The sequence below is a fragment of the Micromonospora sp. NPDC047738 genome (assembly GCF_040642675.1).
In the GTDB taxonomy this organism is placed as follows: Bacteria; Actinomycetota; Actinomycetes; order Mycobacteriales; family Micromonosporaceae; genus Micromonospora.
The window spans coordinates 14,703-32,374 of record NZ_JBEYSO010000044.1; the positions used below are offsets into that span (position 1 = coordinate 14,703).

Annotated in this window: 14 protein-coding genes; 4 read left to right on the plus strand and 10 right to left on the minus strand. The window is 72.1% G+C overall.

The genetic code is table 11. The features are described 5' to 3' along the window. Positions 1 to 131 precede the first annotated feature (131 nt). Complete coding sequence (locus ABZ783_RS34430; protein WP_357446331.1) at positions 132 to 1,043, minus strand: DUF5753 domain-containing protein; 912 nt, start codon at positions 1,041 to 1,043, stop codon at positions 132 to 134. A 118-nt stretch (positions 1,044 to 1,161) separates the two neighbouring features. Further along, entirely contained in the window at positions 1,162 to 3,270 is a 2,109-nt protein-coding gene (uvrB, locus tag ABZ783_RS34435) for an excinuclease ABC subunit UvrB (protein ID WP_357446334.1), read from the minus strand. A gap of 296 nt (positions 3,271 to 3,566) precedes the next feature. Here uvrB and ABZ783_RS34440 point away from each other — a divergent pair, with 296 nt between their 5' ends. Beyond that, positions 3,567 to 5,663, plus strand: coding sequence for a hypothetical protein (locus tag ABZ783_RS34440; protein ID WP_357446337.1), 2,097 nt, complete (start codon positions 3,567 to 3,569; stop codon positions 5,661 to 5,663). Positions 5,664 to 5,669: 6 nt separating this feature from the next. On the opposite strand, the gene coaE is transcribed toward ABZ783_RS34440, so the two are convergent. Together coaE and rpsA are read right to left on the minus strand one after the other, a co-directional pair. Further along, positions 5,670 to 6,848 carry a dephospho-CoA kinase gene (coaE, locus tag ABZ783_RS34445; protein ID WP_357446340.1) on the minus strand — a complete coding sequence of 393 codons (1,179 nt, stop codon included), beginning with the start codon at positions 6,846 to 6,848 and terminating at the stop codon, positions 5,670 to 5,672. A 296-nt stretch (positions 6,849 to 7,144) separates the two neighbouring features. After that, entirely contained in the window at positions 7,145 to 8,674 is a 1,530-nt protein-coding gene (rpsA, locus tag ABZ783_RS34450; RefSeq protein ID WP_357446343.1) for a 30S ribosomal protein S1, read from the minus strand. A 309-nt stretch (positions 8,675 to 8,983) separates the two neighbouring features. On the opposite strand from rpsA, the gene ABZ783_RS34455 reads away from it, so the two are divergent. From ABZ783_RS34455 to ABZ783_RS34465, 3 genes are read left to right on the plus strand one after another with little or no spacing between them, the layout of a single operon-like run. Further along, entirely contained in the window at positions 8,984 to 9,790 is an 807-nt protein-coding gene (locus ABZ783_RS34455; protein ID WP_357446346.1) for a class I SAM-dependent methyltransferase, read from the plus strand. Between the two features lie 40 nt (positions 9,791 to 9,830). Beyond that, positions 9,831 to 10,049: a DUF2945 domain-containing protein gene (locus tag ABZ783_RS34460; protein ID WP_073833827.1), complete on the plus strand. Its 219-nt coding sequence runs from the start codon at positions 9,831 to 9,833 to the stop codon at positions 10,047 to 10,049. After that, positions 10,036 to 10,467, plus strand: coding sequence for a DUF3140 domain-containing protein (locus tag ABZ783_RS34465; RefSeq protein WP_357446350.1), 432 nt, complete (start codon positions 10,036 to 10,038; stop codon positions 10,465 to 10,467). Before ABZ783_RS34460 ends, ABZ783_RS34465 begins: the two co-directional genes overlap by 14 nt. 55 nt (positions 10,468 to 10,522) lie before the next feature. On the opposite strand, the gene polA is transcribed toward ABZ783_RS34465, so the two are convergent. From polA to ABZ783_RS34495, 6 genes are all read right to left on the minus strand, one after another. After that, entirely contained in the window at positions 10,523 to 13,222 is a 2,700-nt protein-coding gene (gene polA / locus ABZ783_RS34470) for a DNA polymerase I (protein WP_357446353.1), read from the minus strand. Positions 13,223 to 13,357: 135 nt separating this feature from the next. After that, positions 13,358 to 14,167, minus strand: a complete 810-nt coding sequence (locus ABZ783_RS34475; protein WP_357446355.1) for an amino acid ABC transporter ATP-binding protein — start codon at positions 14,165 to 14,167, stop codon at positions 13,358 to 13,360. A 76-nt stretch (positions 14,168 to 14,243) separates the two neighbouring features. Beyond that, a complete protein-coding gene (locus tag ABZ783_RS34480; RefSeq protein ID WP_357446358.1) occupies positions 14,244 to 15,221 on the minus strand; it encodes an amino acid ABC transporter permease in 978 nt (325 codons plus the stop codon). Positions 15,222 to 15,223: 2 nt separating this feature from the next. After that, positions 15,224 to 16,135: an ABC transporter substrate-binding protein gene (locus tag ABZ783_RS34485; protein ID WP_073833832.1), complete on the minus strand. Its 912-nt coding sequence runs from the start codon at positions 16,133 to 16,135 to the stop codon at positions 15,224 to 15,226. 29 nt (positions 16,136 to 16,164) lie between these two features. Further along, entirely contained in the window at positions 16,165 to 16,875 is a 711-nt protein-coding gene (locus tag ABZ783_RS34490; RefSeq protein WP_073833833.1) for an ABC transporter ATP-binding protein, read from the minus strand. After that, positions 16,865 to 17,656, minus strand: a complete 792-nt coding sequence (locus ABZ783_RS34495) for an ABC transporter ATP-binding protein (protein ID WP_357446389.1) — start codon at positions 17,654 to 17,656, stop codon at positions 16,865 to 16,867. Before ABZ783_RS34495 ends, ABZ783_RS34490 begins: the two co-directional genes overlap by 11 nt. Between the last annotated feature and the right edge of the window lie 16 nt (positions 17,657 to 17,672).

Below are 17,672 nucleotides of genomic sequence, written 5' to 3' on the forward strand. Positions count from 1 at the left end.
GAAAGGGCGGCCAGCACGCACGCACCCCCGGAGGACGCCGGTCCGGCCAACACATGCGCAGCCCGGAGGACACGGTCCGGCCAGCACGCGCGCAGCCCGGAGGACGCCGTCCGGCCGCGGGGGCGTCGCGTTCAGTGCAGTTCGGGGACCGGGGCGTCGCGGGGCTCGCGGGGCCGCGGCACGTGCACCGGGCCGAGCCGCCGGGCCAGCAGCTCGACCGTCTCCTCCTCGGGCAACGCCGCCGCCAGCAGTCGGTCGACCAGCCGCTCGTAACGGGCGATGTCCGCCTCGGCGACCAGCCGCAGGTCGGTGGTGAGGGTCTCCACCAGCACCGTGCGGGGGTCGGCCGGATCCGGGTACGCGTAGTAGGAGAAGGCGGTCAGCGGGCGGCCGCCGTCCGGGGCGGCCTCGCTCGGCACCACCCGGATGGTGATGTGCGGCCACTCGGCGAGGGCCATCAGGTGCCGCAACTGGTCCCGCCAGACGTCGGCCGGCGTGCCACCCGGTTCGCAGACCCGCTCGTCGACCAGCGCCGTATAGTGCGGCGGATCCAGGCGGCGCAGCACCTCCTGGCGCACCGTCCGGCCCCGTACGTCGGACTCCACGTCCACGTCGTCGCCGAGCAGCGCCCCGGCGCTCACCCGCAGGCGGGCGTAGGCCGGGGTCTGCAGCAGCCCGGGCACGAGGGCCGGTTGGTACTCCACGATGCGGGCGGCGCCGGCCTCCAGTTCGGCGTACGCCCGCTGCCGCTCGCCCATCTCGCCCAGTGCCTTGGACCGGCCCCGCCCGGTGGCGGCGTCCCGGGCGATGACGATCAGCTCGTTGCGCTGGTCGGCAGGCACCTGGTAGGCGTCGAGCAGGTCGAGCACATCGGCCAGGTCCGGCCGGCTCTGGCCCAGCTCGATGCGGGACAGCTTCGAGGTGGACGCCCACCCGAGCCGGACACAGACCTGCTCCAGGGTGAGCGCCTCCCGGCGACGCAGCCGGCGCAGCTCCGCACCGAGGCGCACCCGCCGGACGACAGGACTTGCTGACAGCCGCATACCAGCCTCCCCACCGTGGGAGAGTACGCATTGCCGTCACTCACGGCAATACCTCACTCGCGCAGTGCAACCAACGTGGATTCCCTTCCGGGCGCACGCCCACCGCCGCCCGGCCCGCTCACTTCACGCCGGCCGCGTCCATCCCGCGCAGTTCCTTCTTGAGGTCGGCCACCTCGTCCCGGATCCGGGCCGCCAGCTCGAACTGCAACTCCCGCGCGGCGGCGAGCATCTGGTCGTTGAGCTCCTGGATGAGGTTGGCCAGGTCGGCCCGGGCCATGCCCTCCCGGGACGGGGTGGCGGCACCGCCCCGGCCGCGGCTGCGGGTCTCCTTGACCGGGGCCTTGCCCCGGGACAGTTGCCGGACCGCCCCGCCGACGCGGGTGTTCTCGGTGTCCTCCGCCTCGCGGTAGATGTCGTCGAGGATGTCGTGGATCTTCTTGCGCAGCGGCTCGGGGCTGATCCCGTGCGCCTCGTTGTGCGCGATCTGCTTGGCCCGGCGCCGGTTGGTCTCCTCGATCGCATCCGCCATCGATGGAGTGATCTTGTCGGCGTACATGTGGACCTGGCCGGACACGTTACGCGCCGCCCGGCCGATGGTCTGGATGAGCGACCGGCCGCTGCGCAGGAAGCCCTCCTTGTCGGCGTCGAGGATCGCCACCAGGGACACCTCGGGCAGGTCGAGGCCCTCCCGGAGCAGGTTGATGCCGACCAGCACGTCGTACTCGCCCTTGCGCAGCTCGCGCAGCAGCTCCACCCGGCGCAACGTGTCGACCTCCGAGTGCAGGTAGCGCACCCGGATGCCGTTCTCCAGGAGATAGTCCGACAGGTCCTCGGCCATCTTCTTGGTCAGGGTGGTGACCAGGACCCGCTCATCCCGCTCGGTCCGCAGCTTGATCTCGTGCATCAGGTCGTCGATCTGCCCCTTGGTGGGCTTCACCACCACCTCGGGGTCGATCAGGCCGGTGGGGCGGATCACCTGCTCGACGAACTCGCCCTGGGCCTGCTCCAACTCCCACGGGCCCGGGGTGGCGGAGAGGAACACCATCTGGCCGACCCGCTCCAGGTATTCGTCGAAGCGCAGCGGCCGGTTGTCGGCCGCGCTGGGCAGCCGGAAGCCGTGGTCGATCAGCATCCGCTTGCGGGAGGCGTCGCCCTCGTACATGCCGCCGATCTGCGGGATGGTCACGTGCGACTCGTCCACGACGGTGAGGAAGTCGTCGGGGAAGTAGTCGAGCAGGCAGTGCGGCGGGCTGCCGGGCAACCGGCCGTCGATGTGCATGGAGTAGTTCTCGATGCCGGAGCAGAAGCCGACCTGCCGCATCATCTCGATGTCGTAGGTGGTGCGCATCCGCAGCCGCTGCGCCTCCAGCAGCTTGCCCTGCCGCTCCAGCTCGGCCAGCCGCTCGCCCAGCTCGGTCTCGATGTCGCGGATCGCCCGCTCCATCCGCTCCGGCCCGGCCGCGTAGTGCGTGGCCGGGAAGATCATCAACTGGTCGACCTCGCGGACCACATCCCCGGTGAGCGGGTTGAGGTAGTAGAGCTTCTCGATCTCGTCACCGAACAGCTCGATCCGGACGGCCAGTTCCTCGTAGGCCGGGATGATCTCCAGCGTGTCCCCGCGAACCCGGAAGGTGCCGCGCTGGAACGCCATGTCGTTGCGGGTGTACTGGATGTCGACCAGCCGGCGCAGCAACTGGTCACGGTCGAGCTCCTGGCCGACGGCCACCCGGACCGCGCGGTCCAGGTATTCCTCCGGGGTGCCCAGACCGTAGATCGCCGAGACGGTCGCCACCACGATGACGTCGCGGCGGGTGAGCAGCGACATGGTCGCCGAGTGGCGCAACCGCTCGACCTCCTCGTTGATCGAGGAGTCCTTCTCGATGTAGGTGTCGGTCTGCGGGATGTACGCCTCGGGCTGGTAGTAGTCGTAGTAGGAGACGAAGTATTCCACCGCGTTGTGCGGGAGCAGCTCGCTGAACTCCTTGGCGAGCTGGGCGGCGAGGGTCTTGTTGGGGGCGAGCACCAGGGTCGGCCGTTGCAGCCGCTCGACCAGCCACGCCGTGGTGGCGCTCTTGCCGGTGCCGGTCGCGCCGAGCAGCACCGTGTTACGGTCGCCACGCCGCACGCGACGCTCAAGCTCGTCAATGGCTGCCGGCTGGTCGCCGGCCGGCTGGAACTCGCTCACGACCTGGAAGCGGCCGTCGAGCCGGGGAATGTCGAGCGCCATGACCCCAACGGTACGCCCGCGGTCCGACACTTCGGGCCGACCACGGACCGTCCGTGATTGGCTTCGATATTCCCATTGTGTGCCCCAGCACACCCGACTACCCTCGTACCGTAGGCCGCTCGCGGCGGCCGACCGGGCCCGGTGGCCGCCCGTCAAGGGCGCGGCCGCCCCCGGCACAGGGTCGCAGCACCCGGGACGACCGGCGTGCGCACCCAGGTGGTCGCGCTGGAGGCGCTGACCGGCCGCCGCGAGCGCCCCTGCTCGTCACCGGATCCCGACAGCCGCGTTGTCCACTCGTGGAGACCTCCCCCGGCCGCCGGTCCCGGCCCGCTCCGTCGCCCGACGCCAGCCCGCCCCCCGCCGACGACACCCGCCGTCACCCGCCCGCCGACGGTCCCGCGGAGCCGACCACCGACGGCGCCGACGAGCCGACCCCCGGCACCCGAACCCCGCGCGCCGCCGACCAGCCCGGCACCGGCACCCCTCCCCCGCAGTCGACCGACCAGCCCCACCTCGACCCGCCACGCCCGCACGCAGCCGACCAGCAAGGCGCCGGCGCACCGCTCGCCCGCACCGCCGATCAGCCCGGCGCCGACCCGCCGGCGCCCCGCGCGATCGACCAGCCCGGCGCCGGCGCAGCGCCCCGGCGCACCGCCGGCCGGCCCGGCACCGGCCCGCCGCCACCAGGCACCGCCGGCAGGGCCCCACGCCGCACCACCCCCACCCCCGGCGCCCGCGTCGAGTCATCCAGCAGCAGCCCGGACGGGGGACCGGCGCCGACCGCCGTGCCACGCGAACCGGGCCGCCGCCACCGTCGCGCCCGCTCGACGGCCGGTGACCGGCTCCTGGCCCTCCCGCTCCGCCGTCGGCGGGCCGGCCCGGCAGCCGCCACGGGTCCGCTGCCGCCGGGCAAGGAGGCCGGACCACCGCCCGACACCGACGCCGACGGTAGCGACGATCCGCCGGAGCGGTCGGCCCGGCGCCGAGCGGTGCTGGTCGCGCTCGGCGTCACCGCGGCGGCCTCGGCGGCGGCGCTGGTCGCCGGGCTGCTGAGCTGGTCGCCCGAACCGGCCGACCCGGCCCGGCCGCTCACCGCGCCGGAGGCCGAGCTGCTGGCGGCGATGCGGGTCACCAACCAGCGCGACGTCCGCGCCGGCGTACGGGGCTCGGTCGGGACGGGCGACGCGCGCACCGAGTTCGTCGGCTGGGTCGACTGGGCTCGGCCGCTGGTCTACCTGGATGTCGGCGGACCGGGTGCCGGCACCGAACGCGGGCTGGTCCAGGCCAACCGGTCGGCGCTGGTGGTCCGGCCCGATCCGGCCGCGGCGCCCAGCCCCGCCCCGCCCCCGCTGGTGCCCCCGGCCGACCGCTGGCGGCTGCGGGAGCCGCCCGCCGGGCGTGCCGTGGCCGCCGTCCGGGACCTGCTCCTCGGGCTGAGCGCGAACCGGACCGACCCCACCTCCACGGAGGCCCGCTGGCTGGGCCAGGACACCGTCGAGGGCAGCCCGGTCGACATCTTCCAGGCATCCCTGCCGACGGCCCCGACCCCGACCGTCCAGACCACCGCCGTGCCGACCGCCGCCGGCGCGAGCAGCGGCACCAGTGGGCCGGCAACCGGCGACGGGCCGAGCTGGCGGCCGCGTCTCTGGCTGGACCGGGACGCACGGTTGCACCGGCTGGAGGGGCGGCTGCCGGATCACACCCCGATCACCGTCGAGCTGGCCCGCAGCGACCGCCCCACGCTCCGCCCGGTGGACGCGCTCGGCGGCCGACCGGGCCTGCCCCGCGCGCTCGCCGACGGCGAGACCGACCGGCTGGTCCGGCTGCCCGACCGGCTGCGGGCGAGCGGAGGCGCCACGCTGACCCTGACCGCCCCGCTCGGCCCGACCGCCAACCTGCGGGCCGCCGGCTGGCTGAGCTGGGCGCAGTCCGCCGCGTACCTGGCGCTGGTCGAGGTCGACACCCCGGGACGCCGGGCCCTCCTGCGGTGGCGGTCCGGGCAGGTGGCCCGGGCGGAGGTCCCGGGTGACGGCGCGGCGACGGAGATCCCGGCCGCGCCGCCGCTACCGCCGCCGACCGGGGTGACCTGGCCGGCCGACCAGGCGCCGGGGGACGACCTGGACCGGCTGCTGGACGCGGCGCTGCGGGCCGGCAGCGGCCCCGGGCCGGCGGGGACGACGGTGCGGGTCCGGGACGACCGGGTGGCCGACCGCGCGGTGGACGTCATCGAGGTGCGGTCCGGCGCGACCGCGCTGCGCTGGTGGATCGACCGGAGCGGTCTGCCGCGTCGGTTGGAGCTGCGGACCGGGCGGGGCGTCTGGGCCCAACTCGACCTCACCCCAGGCAGGGTGCCGGTGCTGCCCGCGACCGCGCCCGGACCGACCGCACGCTGAACCCGGTCAGGGCCGCCAGCCGGTCTGCGCGGCCCACTCCTCGGCCCGTAGGTGCTCCTCGTCGAACCAGGGGTCCTTCAACGTCCCGTACGTGGCGCTGTCCGGGGCCGACGCGACCAACTCCCGCTTCAGCTGGAGGTAGGCGGCCCGCTGGCCCGGGTCGGCGCGCAGGTGGTCCCGCATCAGCAGCGCGTACCGCCAGCCGGGCGAGCCGGCCACCCGCAGGTGCAGGTAGACCGGGCGGCCCGGGTCGGCGCTGCCGTGCAGCCGCTTCTCCCACCGGGCACTGCCCGGTGGGCGGGGGTTGTCCCACCAGTCGCCGGGCAGCCGGGGGAACCCCGCGTCGGCCAGCCGCTGGGCGAGCGGCCCGTCCGCCTCCGCCAGCGACGAGACGGTGAGCTGGATGTCGATGACGTCCTTCGCGGCCAGCCCGGGCACCGCGGTGGAGCCGATGTGGTCCACGCGCATGTCAGCCCCGACCGCGCGCCGGATCCGGGCGGCCAGTCGGGCGTACTGCTGGGGCCAGGACGGGTCCGGTCCGGTGAGCACCACCTGTTCCGGCCGGACCGCGTGGCGTTCGCGGACGTTGCGCTCGTAGGGCACCAGCCGCTCGTGCCAGAGCGCGTCCACCGCCGCGTGCAGCTCGTCCAGCGGGCCGTCGTTGGTCAGCACCACGTCGGCCGCCGCCTGCCGGCGGGCGTCGTCGGCCTGCGCGGCGATCCGCCGCTCGGCCTCCGCGCGGTCCATGCCCCGGTCGTGCGCCAGCCGCGCCAGCCGCGTGGCCACCGCCGTCTGCACCACGACCACCAGGTGGTACGTCGGCGCGAGCCCCACCTCCACCAGCAGCGGTACGTCGTTGACCACGACCGCGTCCGGGGGCGCCGCGGCGGCCAGTTCGGCGGTACGCGCGCGTACCCGGGGATGGGTGATCGCCTCCAGCTGGCGGCGGGCCGCCGGGTCGGCGAAGACGACGGCGCCCAGGGCCGCCCGGTCGAGCGCGCCCTGTGCGTCGAGCACCCGGTCGGAGAAGGCGGCGACGATCTCGGCCAGTCCCTCGGTGCCCGGGGCGACCACGTCGCGGGCGACCTGGTCCGCGTCGATGATCACCGCGCCGAGCACGGCCAGCCGGCTGGCCACCGCGCTCTTGCCGGACCCGATACCGCCGGTCAACCCCACCATCAGCACCCGCCCAGTCAACCCGATCACTGGGCCGGTGCCAAACCGGACGCCAACCTCGACGGGCCGCGCGGCCGACGCGGGATGGCGGGGTGCCCGGTCGGCGGGAAGGCAACACCCGCCGAGTCGATCAAGCCCACCCGGCGGGGCCGGCCGACGACGGGGTCGGGCGGAGATACGCGAGGGCCCCGCCCCCGGCGGCCCGGTGAGACCGGATCGCGGGGACGGGGCCCGTCGTCGTCAGCGACGGCTCCAGATCGACATGGCGTCAGACCCGCCGATTTGGAGGTGTCGTCGCAGGAGGGTCACTTGCCGCCGGCGAGCTTCTCCCGCAGCGCGGCGAGCGCCTCGTCGGTGGCCAGGGTGCCGGCCGGCTCCTCGGCCTGACGGCTCGGGGCCGTGGTCGAGGTGGTGGTGCCGCCGGCCGCAGCCGGAGCCGGGTGGGCGGCAGCCTCGGCGTCGGCGGCCCGGGAGGTCTGCACCTGCTTGGTGTGGGCCTCCCAGCGCTGGCGTGCCTCGGCGTACTGGTTCTCCCAGGTCTCGCGCTGCTTGTCGTAGCCCTCGAGCCACTCGCCCGTCTCCGGGTCGAAGCCCTCCGGGTAGATGTAGTTGCCCTGCTCGTCGTAGGTCGCGGCCATGCCGTAGAGGGTCGGGTCGAAGTGCTCCTCGCCCTCGACGAAGCCCTCGTTGGCCTGCTTGAGCGACAGCGAGATCCGGCGACGCTCCAGGTCGATGTCGATGACCTTGACCATGACCTCGGAGCCGACCTGGACGACCTGCTCCGGGATCTCCACGTGGCGCTCGGCCAGCTCGGAGATGTGGACCAGGCCCTCGATGCCGTCGTCCACCCGGACGAACGCGCCGAACGGCACCAGCTTGGTGACCTTACCCGGCACGATCTGCTGGATCGCGTGGGTACGGGCGAACTGACGCCACGGGTCCTCCTGGGTCGCCTTCAGCGACAGCGAGACCCGCTCGCGGTCCAGGTCGACGTCCAGGACCTCGACCTCGACCTCCTGGCCGACCTCGACGACCTCGGACGGGTGGTCGATGTGCTTCCAGGACAGCTCGGAGACGTGCACCAGACCGTCCACGCCGCCCAGGTCGACGAACGCGCCGAAGTTGACGATCGAGGAGACGACGCCCTTGCGGACCTGGCCCTTCTGCAGCTTGTTGAGGAACTCGGTGCGCACCTCGGACTGCGTCTGCTCCAGCCAGGCCCGGCGGGACAGAACCACGTTGTTGCGGTTCTTGTCCAGCTCGATGATCTTGGCCTCGAGCTCACGGCCGACGTACGGCTGCAGGTCGCGCACCCGCCGCATCTCGACGAGCGAGGCGGGCAGGAAGCCGCGCAGGCCGATGTCGAGGATGAGACCACCCTTGACGACCTCGATGACCGAGCCGCGGACGACCCCGTCCTCGTCCTTGATCTTCTCGATCGTGCCCCAAGCCCGCTCGTACTGCGCCCGCTTCTTGGAGAGGATCAGGCGACCCTCCTTGTCCTCCTTCTGGAGGACCAGGGCCTCGATGTGGTCACCGACCGAAACCACCTCGGCCGGATCCACGTCGTGCTTGATCGACAGCTCCCGAGAGGGGATCACGCCCTCGGTCTTGTAGCCGATGTCGAGCAGGACCTCGTCCCGATCGACCTTGACGACGGTGCCTTCGACAATGTCGCCGTCGTTGAAGTACTTGATGGTCTCGTCGATCGCGGCGAGGAAAGCCTCCTCGGAACCGAGGTCGTCGACGGTGACCTTGTTGGCGCTCGAGGTGGCCTCGATGCTGCTCGTCATGTGGGCGGTTGCTCCGGTCGGATGGGTTGTCACAGCAGGCATGGGCGTCGCGGTGACTCGTCCGCGCCAGCGGATCCGTCGCCGGGCACACCGAACGATCGCCGTCAGAAGATCATTAGTGGCTCCGGTGACCGCGCACCTGCTCCCTGCCGAGGCACACGATCCGCGAGCGCATCCTCTAGCCTACCCGCTGCATTACCACAGCGTGCAAGCCCTCCCGGGTCCTGACGACCTCGTCAGCTGCGAAAGCGGAGATTTCGCGCGGTAAGGTCCGGTAGCTGTCCCATCCGTCACATCAGCCCCAGCCGACCGATGGCGGCGGCCCGCCGGGTTGAAGCTAGCGTGACTCGGATGAACGAGGACAGGGTGACCCGGCGCCGGGTGGGCGCCGCGGAGGTTCGCCGGGCCAACCGCGGCTGGTGGGACGCCGACGCCGACGAGTACCAGGCCGAGCACGGCGCGTTCCTGGGCGACGTGGATTTCGTCTGGTGCCCCGAGGGGCTGCGCGAGGCCGACGCGCGGCTGCTCGGCGAGGTGGCCGGGCGGCGGATCCTCGAACTCGGCTGCGGGGCGGCCGCCGCCGCCCGCTGGCTGGCCGCCCAGGGGGCCCGGCCGGTCGCCCTGGACCTCTCCGCGGGCATGTTGCGGCACGCCGCGCAGGCCGCCGCGCGCACCGGGGTACGCGTACCGCTGGTGCAGGCCGACGCGCTCGCCCTGCCGTTCGCCGACGCCGCCTTCGACACGGTCTGCACGGCGTTCGGCGCGATCCCGTTCGTGGCCGACTCGGCGGCGGTGATGCGGGAGGTGTCCCGGGTGCTGCGACCCGGCGGTCGCTGGGTCTTCTCGGTCACCCACCCGATGCGGTGGATCTTCCTCGACGACCCCGGTCCGGGCGGACTGGCCGCCGTGCATTCGTACTTCGACCGCTCCCCGTACGTCGAGCAGGACGAGCACGGGGTGGCCACGTACGTCGAGCAGCACCGCACCCTCGGCGACCGGATCCGGGAGCTGGTCGGCGCCGGGTTCCGCCTGCTGGACCTGGTGGAGCCGGAGTGGCCGGCGGGGCACGAGGGGATCTGGGGGCAGTGGAGTCCGCTGCGCGGCCGGCTCTTCCCCGGCACCGCGATCTTCGTCGCGGAGAAGCCGGCCGACGGGTAGCCGTTCGTTTCCGCCCGGCGGCCCCGGGTAACCGGGGGGCATGGCCGAGAAGGAGTTCCGCGAAGGCGACCACGTCTCCTGGGCCGCCCACAGCGGCCGGGCGTACGGCGTGGTGAAGGAGAAGCTGGTCGACCGGACGCACGTCCGCGGGCACCCGGTGAACGCCTCGCCGGAGGACCCGCAGTACCGGATCCGCAACGACCACTCGGGCCGGGATGTCGCGCACCGACCGGAGGCGCTCCGCCGTGAGTCGAAGTGAGGATGGGCGGGATACCTATCGAGAGTTCACCGAGGCGGTGAACATGAAGCCCGGCGAGCTCCAGAAGTGGCTGGAGACGGACCAGTCGAAGCATGTCGGCTGGCGGAAGAAGGGCAGCGGGGGCGGTGAGTCGGTCGGCCACGAGTCCGGCCGGAAGATCGTCGAGCTGCTGCGCCGCAGGCGCGACGAGCTCTCCGAGAGCGACTACCGGCACATGCGCAAGGTGGTCGGATACGTCCGGCGGCACATGGCGCAGCGACCGAGCGGCGACGTCCGCGCAACCCGGTGGCGGTACTCCCTGATGAACTGGGGTCACGACCCGGTCAAGGCCCCGCTGCCCCCGCCGGGCGGTCCGTCGCGGAAGGCCTTGCAGCGGCACGGCGCCCCGCCGAAGGCGCGCCGCGGGCCGGGCCGCTGACCCGCGGACCACCACGCCACCCGCCCCTGGGTCCCAGGGCGGAGGCGGGCGACGGTCAGTGGTCGGCGCTGTTCCAGTCGCGGCCCTCGCCGACGGAGACCTCCAGCGGCACCGACAGCGGGTACGCCTCGCCCATCTCCTTGCGGACCAGGGCCTCCAGGGTGGCCCGCTCGCCGGAGGCGACCTCGAAGACCAGCTCGTCGTGCACCTGGAGCAGCATCCGGGAGCGCAGCCCGGCCTCGCGCAGCGCGGTGTCGACGTGCAGCATGGCGACCTTGATGATGTCGGCCGCCGAGCCCTGGATCGGGGCGTTGAGCGCCATCCGCTCGGCCATCTCCCGGCGCTGCCGGTTGTCGCTGACCAGGTCGGGCAGGTAGCGGCGGCGCCCCAGGATGGTGGAGGTGTAGCCGTCCTGCCGGGCCCGGGCCACCACTTCTTGGAGGTAGTCGCGGACCCCGCCGAAGCCGGCGAAGTAGTTCTCCATCAGCCCGCGCGCCTCCTCGGCGCTGATCCCGAGCTGCTGGGAGAGGCCGAACGCGCTCAGCCCGTAGGCCAGGCCGTAGTTCATCGCCTTGATCTTGCGCCGCTGGTCGGCGGTGACCTGGTCCACCGGTACGCCGAAGACCGAGGAGGCGGTGGCCGCGTGGAAGTCGTGCCCGGAGTTGAACGCCTCGATCAGCGCGTCGTCCGACGACAGGTGCGCCATGATCCGCATCTCGATCTGGCTGTAGTCGGCGGTGAGCAGGCACTCGTAGCCCTGGCCGACGACGAAGGCCCGGCGGATCCGCCGCCCCTCCTCGGTGCGGATCGGGATGTTCTGCAGGTTGGGCTCGGTCGAGGAGAGCCGGCCGGTGGCCGCCACGGTCTGGTTGAACGTGGTGTGGATCCGGCCGTCGTCGGAGACGGACTTGAGCAGCCCGTCGACGGTCGACTTGAGCTTGGCGACGTCCCGGTGGCGCAGCAGGTGCGCCAGCACCGGGTGCGGCTGCTGGGCGTAGAGCCACTGGAGGGCGTCCGCGTCGGTGGTGTAGCCGGTCTTGATCTTCTTGGTCTTGGGCAGGCCCAGCTCACCGAAGAGGATCTCCTGGAGCTGCTTGGGCGAGCCCAGGTTGAACTCCCGCCCGATCTCCGCGTACGCGCCCTGCGCGGCGGCCTTCACCTCGGCGGCGAAGTGCGCCTCCAGCTCGGACAGGTAGTCGGTGTCGGCGGCGATGCCGGTGCGCTCCATGGTGGCGAGCACCCGCATGAGCGGCAGCTCCACGCCGGCCATCAGCCGGGCCGACTGCTCGCCGTCGCGGGACAGCTCGGCGTCGATCGCGTCAGCCAGGTCGAGGGTCGCCCGGGCCTGGAGCATGAGGTTCTGCTCGGCCTCGCCGTCGTTGCCCAGCCCTTCCAGGGTGAGCTGGCCGGTCTCCGGCGCGTCGACCCGCAGCTCCCGGTGCAGGTAGCGCAGCGCCAGGTCGGTCAGGTCGTAGGAGCGCTGGTCGGGGCGGGCCAGGTAGGCGGCGATCTGGGTGTCGCGGGAGATGCCCTGCAGGTCCCAGCCGTGCGCGGCGAAGGCGAGCACGGCCGGCTTGCTGTCGTGCAGCACCTTGGGGCGGGCGGCGTCGGCCAGCCAGCCCGCGAGCGCCGTCTCGTCGGCCGGGTCGAGCGTGGCCGGGTCGAACCAGGCGGCGGCGCCGGCGTTGGTGGCCAGGGCCATCCCGGTCACCGAGGCGGTGTGCCGCCGGTTCGGGCCGGTGTCGAGCTTGACCGCCAGGCCCACCGGGGTGCCCGCCGGGGCGTGCGTCGCCAGCCAGCCGGCGACGGCGCCCGGCTCGGTGAGCAGCTGCCCGGCCAGCTCGAAGCCCGCCTCGGCCTCCGGCTCGACGGCCTCCAGGTACTGGTACAGCCGGTCGCGCAGGATGCGGAACTGGAGGGTGTCGAAGACCTGGTGCACGGCCTCCCGGTCCCAGCCCTGCCAGCGGGCGTCCTCCGGGCGCACCGGCAGCTCCAGGTCGGCCACCAGGCAGTTGATCTCGTAGTTGCGGATCACGTCGGCGAGCCGCTCGCGCAGGCTGTCGCCGGCCTTGCCCTTGATCTCGTCGGCCCGGGCCACCACGCCGTCGACCCCACCGTAGGTGTTGATCCACTTGGCGGCGGTCTTCGGGCCGACGCCCGGGATGCCGGGCAGGTTGTCGCTGCTCTCGCCGACCAGGGCGGCCAGGTCGCGGTAGCGGTCCGGGCCGACGCCGTACTTCGCCTCGACCGCGGCCGGGTCCATCCGGGCCAGGTCGGAGACGCCCTTGCGCGGGTAGAGCACGGTGATCTGGTCGCCGACCAGTTGGAAAGCGTCCCGGTCGCCCGTGGTGATCAGCACGTCCATGCCCTGGTCGCGGGCCTGGCAGGCGAGGGTGGCGATGACGTCGTCCGCCTCGTACCCCTCCTTCTCCACCACCGGGATGCGCAGCGCGGCCAGCACCTCCTTGACCAGGCTGACCTGGCCCTTGAAGTCGGTCGGGGTCTCGCTGCGGCCGGCCTTGTACTCGGCGTATTTCTCCGTGCGGAAGGAACGGCGGGAGACGTCGAAGGCGACCACGATGTGGGTGGGCTGCTCGTCGCGGAGCACGTTGATCAGCATCGAGGTGAAGCCGTAGACGGCGTTGGTCGGCTGCCCCGTGGTGGTGGAGAAGTTCTCCACCGGCAGGGCGAAGAAGGCCCGGTATGCCAGGGAGTGTCCGTCGACGAGGAGCAGGCGCGGCGTCGTAGCTGTCACGGCAGCGACTCTAGTCCGTACCGCCGACAACCCCGACCCGCGGCGCGGCCCGAACGGCCGCGATCCGCCGGACATCGGCGGCGATGCCCGGTCTGTCGGGGTCCGGTGCGGCGCGTGCCGCACCGGACCCGACAATCAGAGGACCTTGGCCAGGAACGCCTTCGTCCGGTCGTGCTTCGGGGCGGCGATCACCTCGCGCGGGTTGCCCTGCTCGACCACCACGCCGCCGTCCATGAAGACCAGCGAGTCGCCGACCTCCCGGGCGAAGCCGATCTCGTGGGTCACCACGATCATCGTCATGCCGTCGCGGGCCAGGTCCTTCATCACGTCCAGGACCTCGCCGACCAGCTCCGGGTCCAGCGCGCTGGTCGGCTCGTCGAAGAGCATCAGCTTCGGCTGCATGGCCAGCGCCCGGGCGATCGCCACCCGCTGCTGCTGCCCGCCGGAGAGCTGCCCCGGGTACGCGCCGAGCTTGTCCCCCAACCCGACCCGGTCCAGCAGCTGCGCCGCCCGGTCCCGGGCCTCGGCCTTCTTGGCCCGGCGCAGCAGCACCGGCGCCTCGACGACGTTCTGCAGCACGGTCATGTGCGGAAACAGGTTGAACCGCTGGAACACCATGCCGACGGCCCGGCGCTGCGCGGCCACCTCCTTGTCCCGCAGCTCGTGCAGCTTCCCGCCGCGCTCCCGGTAGCCGATCAGGTCGCCGTCCACCCAGATCCGGCCGGCGTTGATCTTCTCCAGGTGATTGATGCAGCGCAGGAAGGTCGACTTGCCGGAGCCGGAGGGCCCGAGCAGGCAGCACACCTCCCCGGCGCGGACCTCCAGGTCGATGCCCTTGAGCACTTCGAGGGGCCCGAACGACTTGTGCACCTGCTCGGCCCGGACCATCAGGCCCGACTCCGCCGCGGGCGCCCCGGCCTGCGCCGGCACGGTCAACTCGCTCATACCGGCACTCCGCTACGCTCCGTGCCGCCATGAGACACCGCGGCACTGCGTCGATGATTCGCTCGCTGGCGCTCGCTCATGCGCCCCCTGCCCCTCCGCTGCTACGGCCCCAGACGCCGAAGCCCTGCAGCCGGTTGCGCGCGTCGGCGGTCCGGCCGAAGCCGCGCCCGTAGTGCCGCTCCAGGTAGTACTGCCCGACCAGCAGCACGCTGGTCAGCACCAGGTACCACAGGCACGCCGCGACGTACATCGGGAAGACCTGGAACGTCCGGTTGCCGACCGCCTTGAGCTGGAAGTACAACTCGGTGCTGACCGGCACGAAGGCCACCAGCGAGGTGTCCTTGAGCATCGCGATGGTCTCGTTGCCGGTCGGCGGGATGATCACCCGCATGGCCTGCGGCAGCACGATCCGGCGCAGGATCTGAGTCCGGCTCAGCCCGAGCGCCTGCGCCGCCTCGGTCTGCCCCTCGTCCACCGACTGGATGCCGGCCCGGACGATCTCCGCCATGTAGGCGGCCTCGGACAGGCCGAGCGCCAGCATGCCGGCGACGAAGCCGGTGAGGATGTCCACCGCGGTGAAGCCGAACAGGCGCGCCTCGAAGTCCTGGATCCCGAACAGGGCGCCGATCTGCCGGTCGAAGGGCAGGCCGAACTCCACCCGGGACCAGAGGATGCCCAGGTTGCCGAAGAGGATCGCCAGCACCAGCCGGGGCACCGCCCGGAAGAACCAGGTGTAGACCCAGGAGACGCCGCGCAGGATCGGGTTCGACGACAGCCGCATGATGGCCACGACGATGCCCAGGCCGATACCGATCAGCATGGCCAGGATGGTCAGCGCAATGGTGCCCTTGAGCCCGTCGATGATCGGCGGCCGGAACATGTTGTCGACCATGAACGACCAGTTGAACGCCTTGTTCGTCACCAGCAGGTGGACGAACATGGCGACCAGCACCCCGATCACCAGGACGGCGACCCAGCGGCCGGGATGCCGCACGGGCACGGCCTGGATGGGTTCCGGCCGTGCCCGTTCGGGTGTTTCCGTCTCGACCGACATGGTCAGCTGGCGGGGTTCAGTTCGGAGCTGGTGACGGCGCCGCCCTCGACGCCCCACTTCTCCAGCGCGGTCTTGTAGCTGCCGTCGGTGATGACCGCCTGGACGGCCTCCTTGAGCACCTCGGCGAAGGCCTGCTGGTCCTTCTTCACCGCGTAGCCGTACGGGGCCGACTCGTAGATGTCACCGAGCAGCTCCAACTGGCCGTTGCTCTGCTTCACCGCGTACGCGCCCACCGGCGAGTCGGCCAGCATGGCCTCGTCCTTGCCGCTGACCACGGCCGCCGTAGCGTCGCTCTGCGCCTGGTACTGGTCGACCGTGATGGCCGGCTTGCCAGCGTCGGTGCACTTCTTCGACCGGGCGGTGATGTCGTCGACCTGCACGGTGCCGGTCTGCACGGCGATCTTCTTGCCGCAGGCGTTGTCCGGGTCGACGCCGCCCGGGTTGCCCTTCTTGGTCGCCCACTGGGTGCCGGCGGAGAAGTAGCTGACCATGTTGACGCTCTTCAGGCGCTCGGCGTTGATGGTGAACGACGAGACGCCGACCTCGTACTTGCCCGAGTCGACACCGGGCAGGATCGAGTCGAACGGCGCGGACTCGTACTCGGCCTTGAGGCCGAGCTTCTGGGCGACCGCGTTGAACAGTTCCACGTCGAAGCCGATGACGGTCTTGCCGTCGTTGTCGAGGAACTCCGCCGGGGCGTACGTGGAGTCGGTGCCCACCTTGATCACACCGTCCGCCTTGATCGCGTCCGGCACCTTGGCGGCGAGAGCGGAGTCCGCCGCCGCGGTCACCGAGGGGCCGGCGCCCGGCTCGCCGGAATTCTCCTTCTCGCCGCAGGCGGCCAGCGAAAGCAGCAGCACGGCCGCGCCGGCGGCCCCGACCGCCGCCCGCCGAGCACCAGAGGGGTTGAACATGGTTGTACTCCTTCTGTGGGGGTCGTCGATCAGGCCACGCCGAGGTATGCCTCTTTGACCGACGGGTCGTGCAGCAGTTCGGCCCCGGTGCCGCTCTTGACGATCCGTCCGGTCTCCAACACGTACGCGCGGTGCGCCCGGGCCAGCGCCTGCTGCGCGTTCTGCTCCACCAGCAGGATCGTCGTGCCCTGCTCGTTGATCTCGGTGATGATGTTGAAGATCTGCTGGATCAACATCGGTGCGAGACCCATCGAGGGCTCGTCGAGCAGCAGCAGCTTCGGTCGGCTCATCAGCGCCCGCCCGACGGCCAGCATCTGCTGCTCGCCGCCGGAAAGGGTACCCCCGGCCTGCTTGCGCCGCTCCGCCAGCCGGGGGAAGAGCTCCATCACCCGGTTGAGGTCCTGCGCGACGCCCGCCCGGTCCCGCCGGGTGTACGCCCCCATGTCCAGGTTCTCCAGCACCGTCATGCCCGGGAAGATGCCGCGCCCCTCCGGGGCCTGGCACAGCCCGCGCCGCACCCGCAGGTCCGCCCGGAGCTTGGTGATGTCCTCGCCGTTGAACCGGATCCGCCCGGAGGCCACCGGCCGGATCCCGGAGATGGCCCGCATCGTGGTCGACTTCCCGGCCCCGTTGGCGCCGATCAGGGCGACGATCTCACCCTCGTCCACGGTGAGGCTGATGCCGTGCAGCGCCTGGATCCGCCCGTACAGCAGGCTCACATCGTCGATCTCAAGCAGCATCGTCCGGCACCCCCAGGTACGCCGCGATCACCCTCGGGTCGTCCCGCACCTCGGCGGGCAGACCCTCGGCGATCTTCTTTCCGAACTCCAGCACCACGATCCGGTCGGTGACCCCCATGACCAGACGCATGTCGTGCTCGATGAGCAGCACGGTCACGCCGGTGTCCCGGATCTGCCGGATGAGCTGGAGCAGTTCCTCCTTCTCCGCCGGGTTGAAGCCGGCGGCCGGCTCGTCCAGGCAGAGCAGCACCGGTTCGGTGGCCAGCGCGCGGGCGATCTCCAGCCGCCGCTGCTCGCCGTAGGAGAGGTTGCGGGCGAACTCGTGCATCCGCTTGCGGATGCCGACGAACTCCAGCAGGCGCTCGGCCTTCTCGCGGCCCTCCCGCTCCTCCCGCCAGTGCCGCGGCAGCCGGAGCAGCGCGGAGATGACGCTGGTCTTGTGGTGCGCGTCGGCACCGACCTGGACGTTCTCCAGCGCGGTCATCTCGGGGAAGAGGCGGATGTTCTGGAACGTCCGCGCCATACCCATCTTGGTGATCTGGTGGCGCTTCTTCCCGCTGATCTTCTCGCCGCGGAACCGGATCTGCCCCTCGGTGGGCTGGTAGATGCCGGTCATCGCGTTGAAGCAGGTGGTCTTGCCGGCGCCGTTCGGGCCGATCAGACCGAGAATCTCACCCTTGTAGAGGGTGAAGTCCACCTGGTTCAGCGCGACCACACCGCCGAAGCGCAGCGTGACGTTGTCGACCTCCAGCAGCGGCTCCCGCGCGGGCACCGCCTCCACCGCGGGTGCGGCAGCC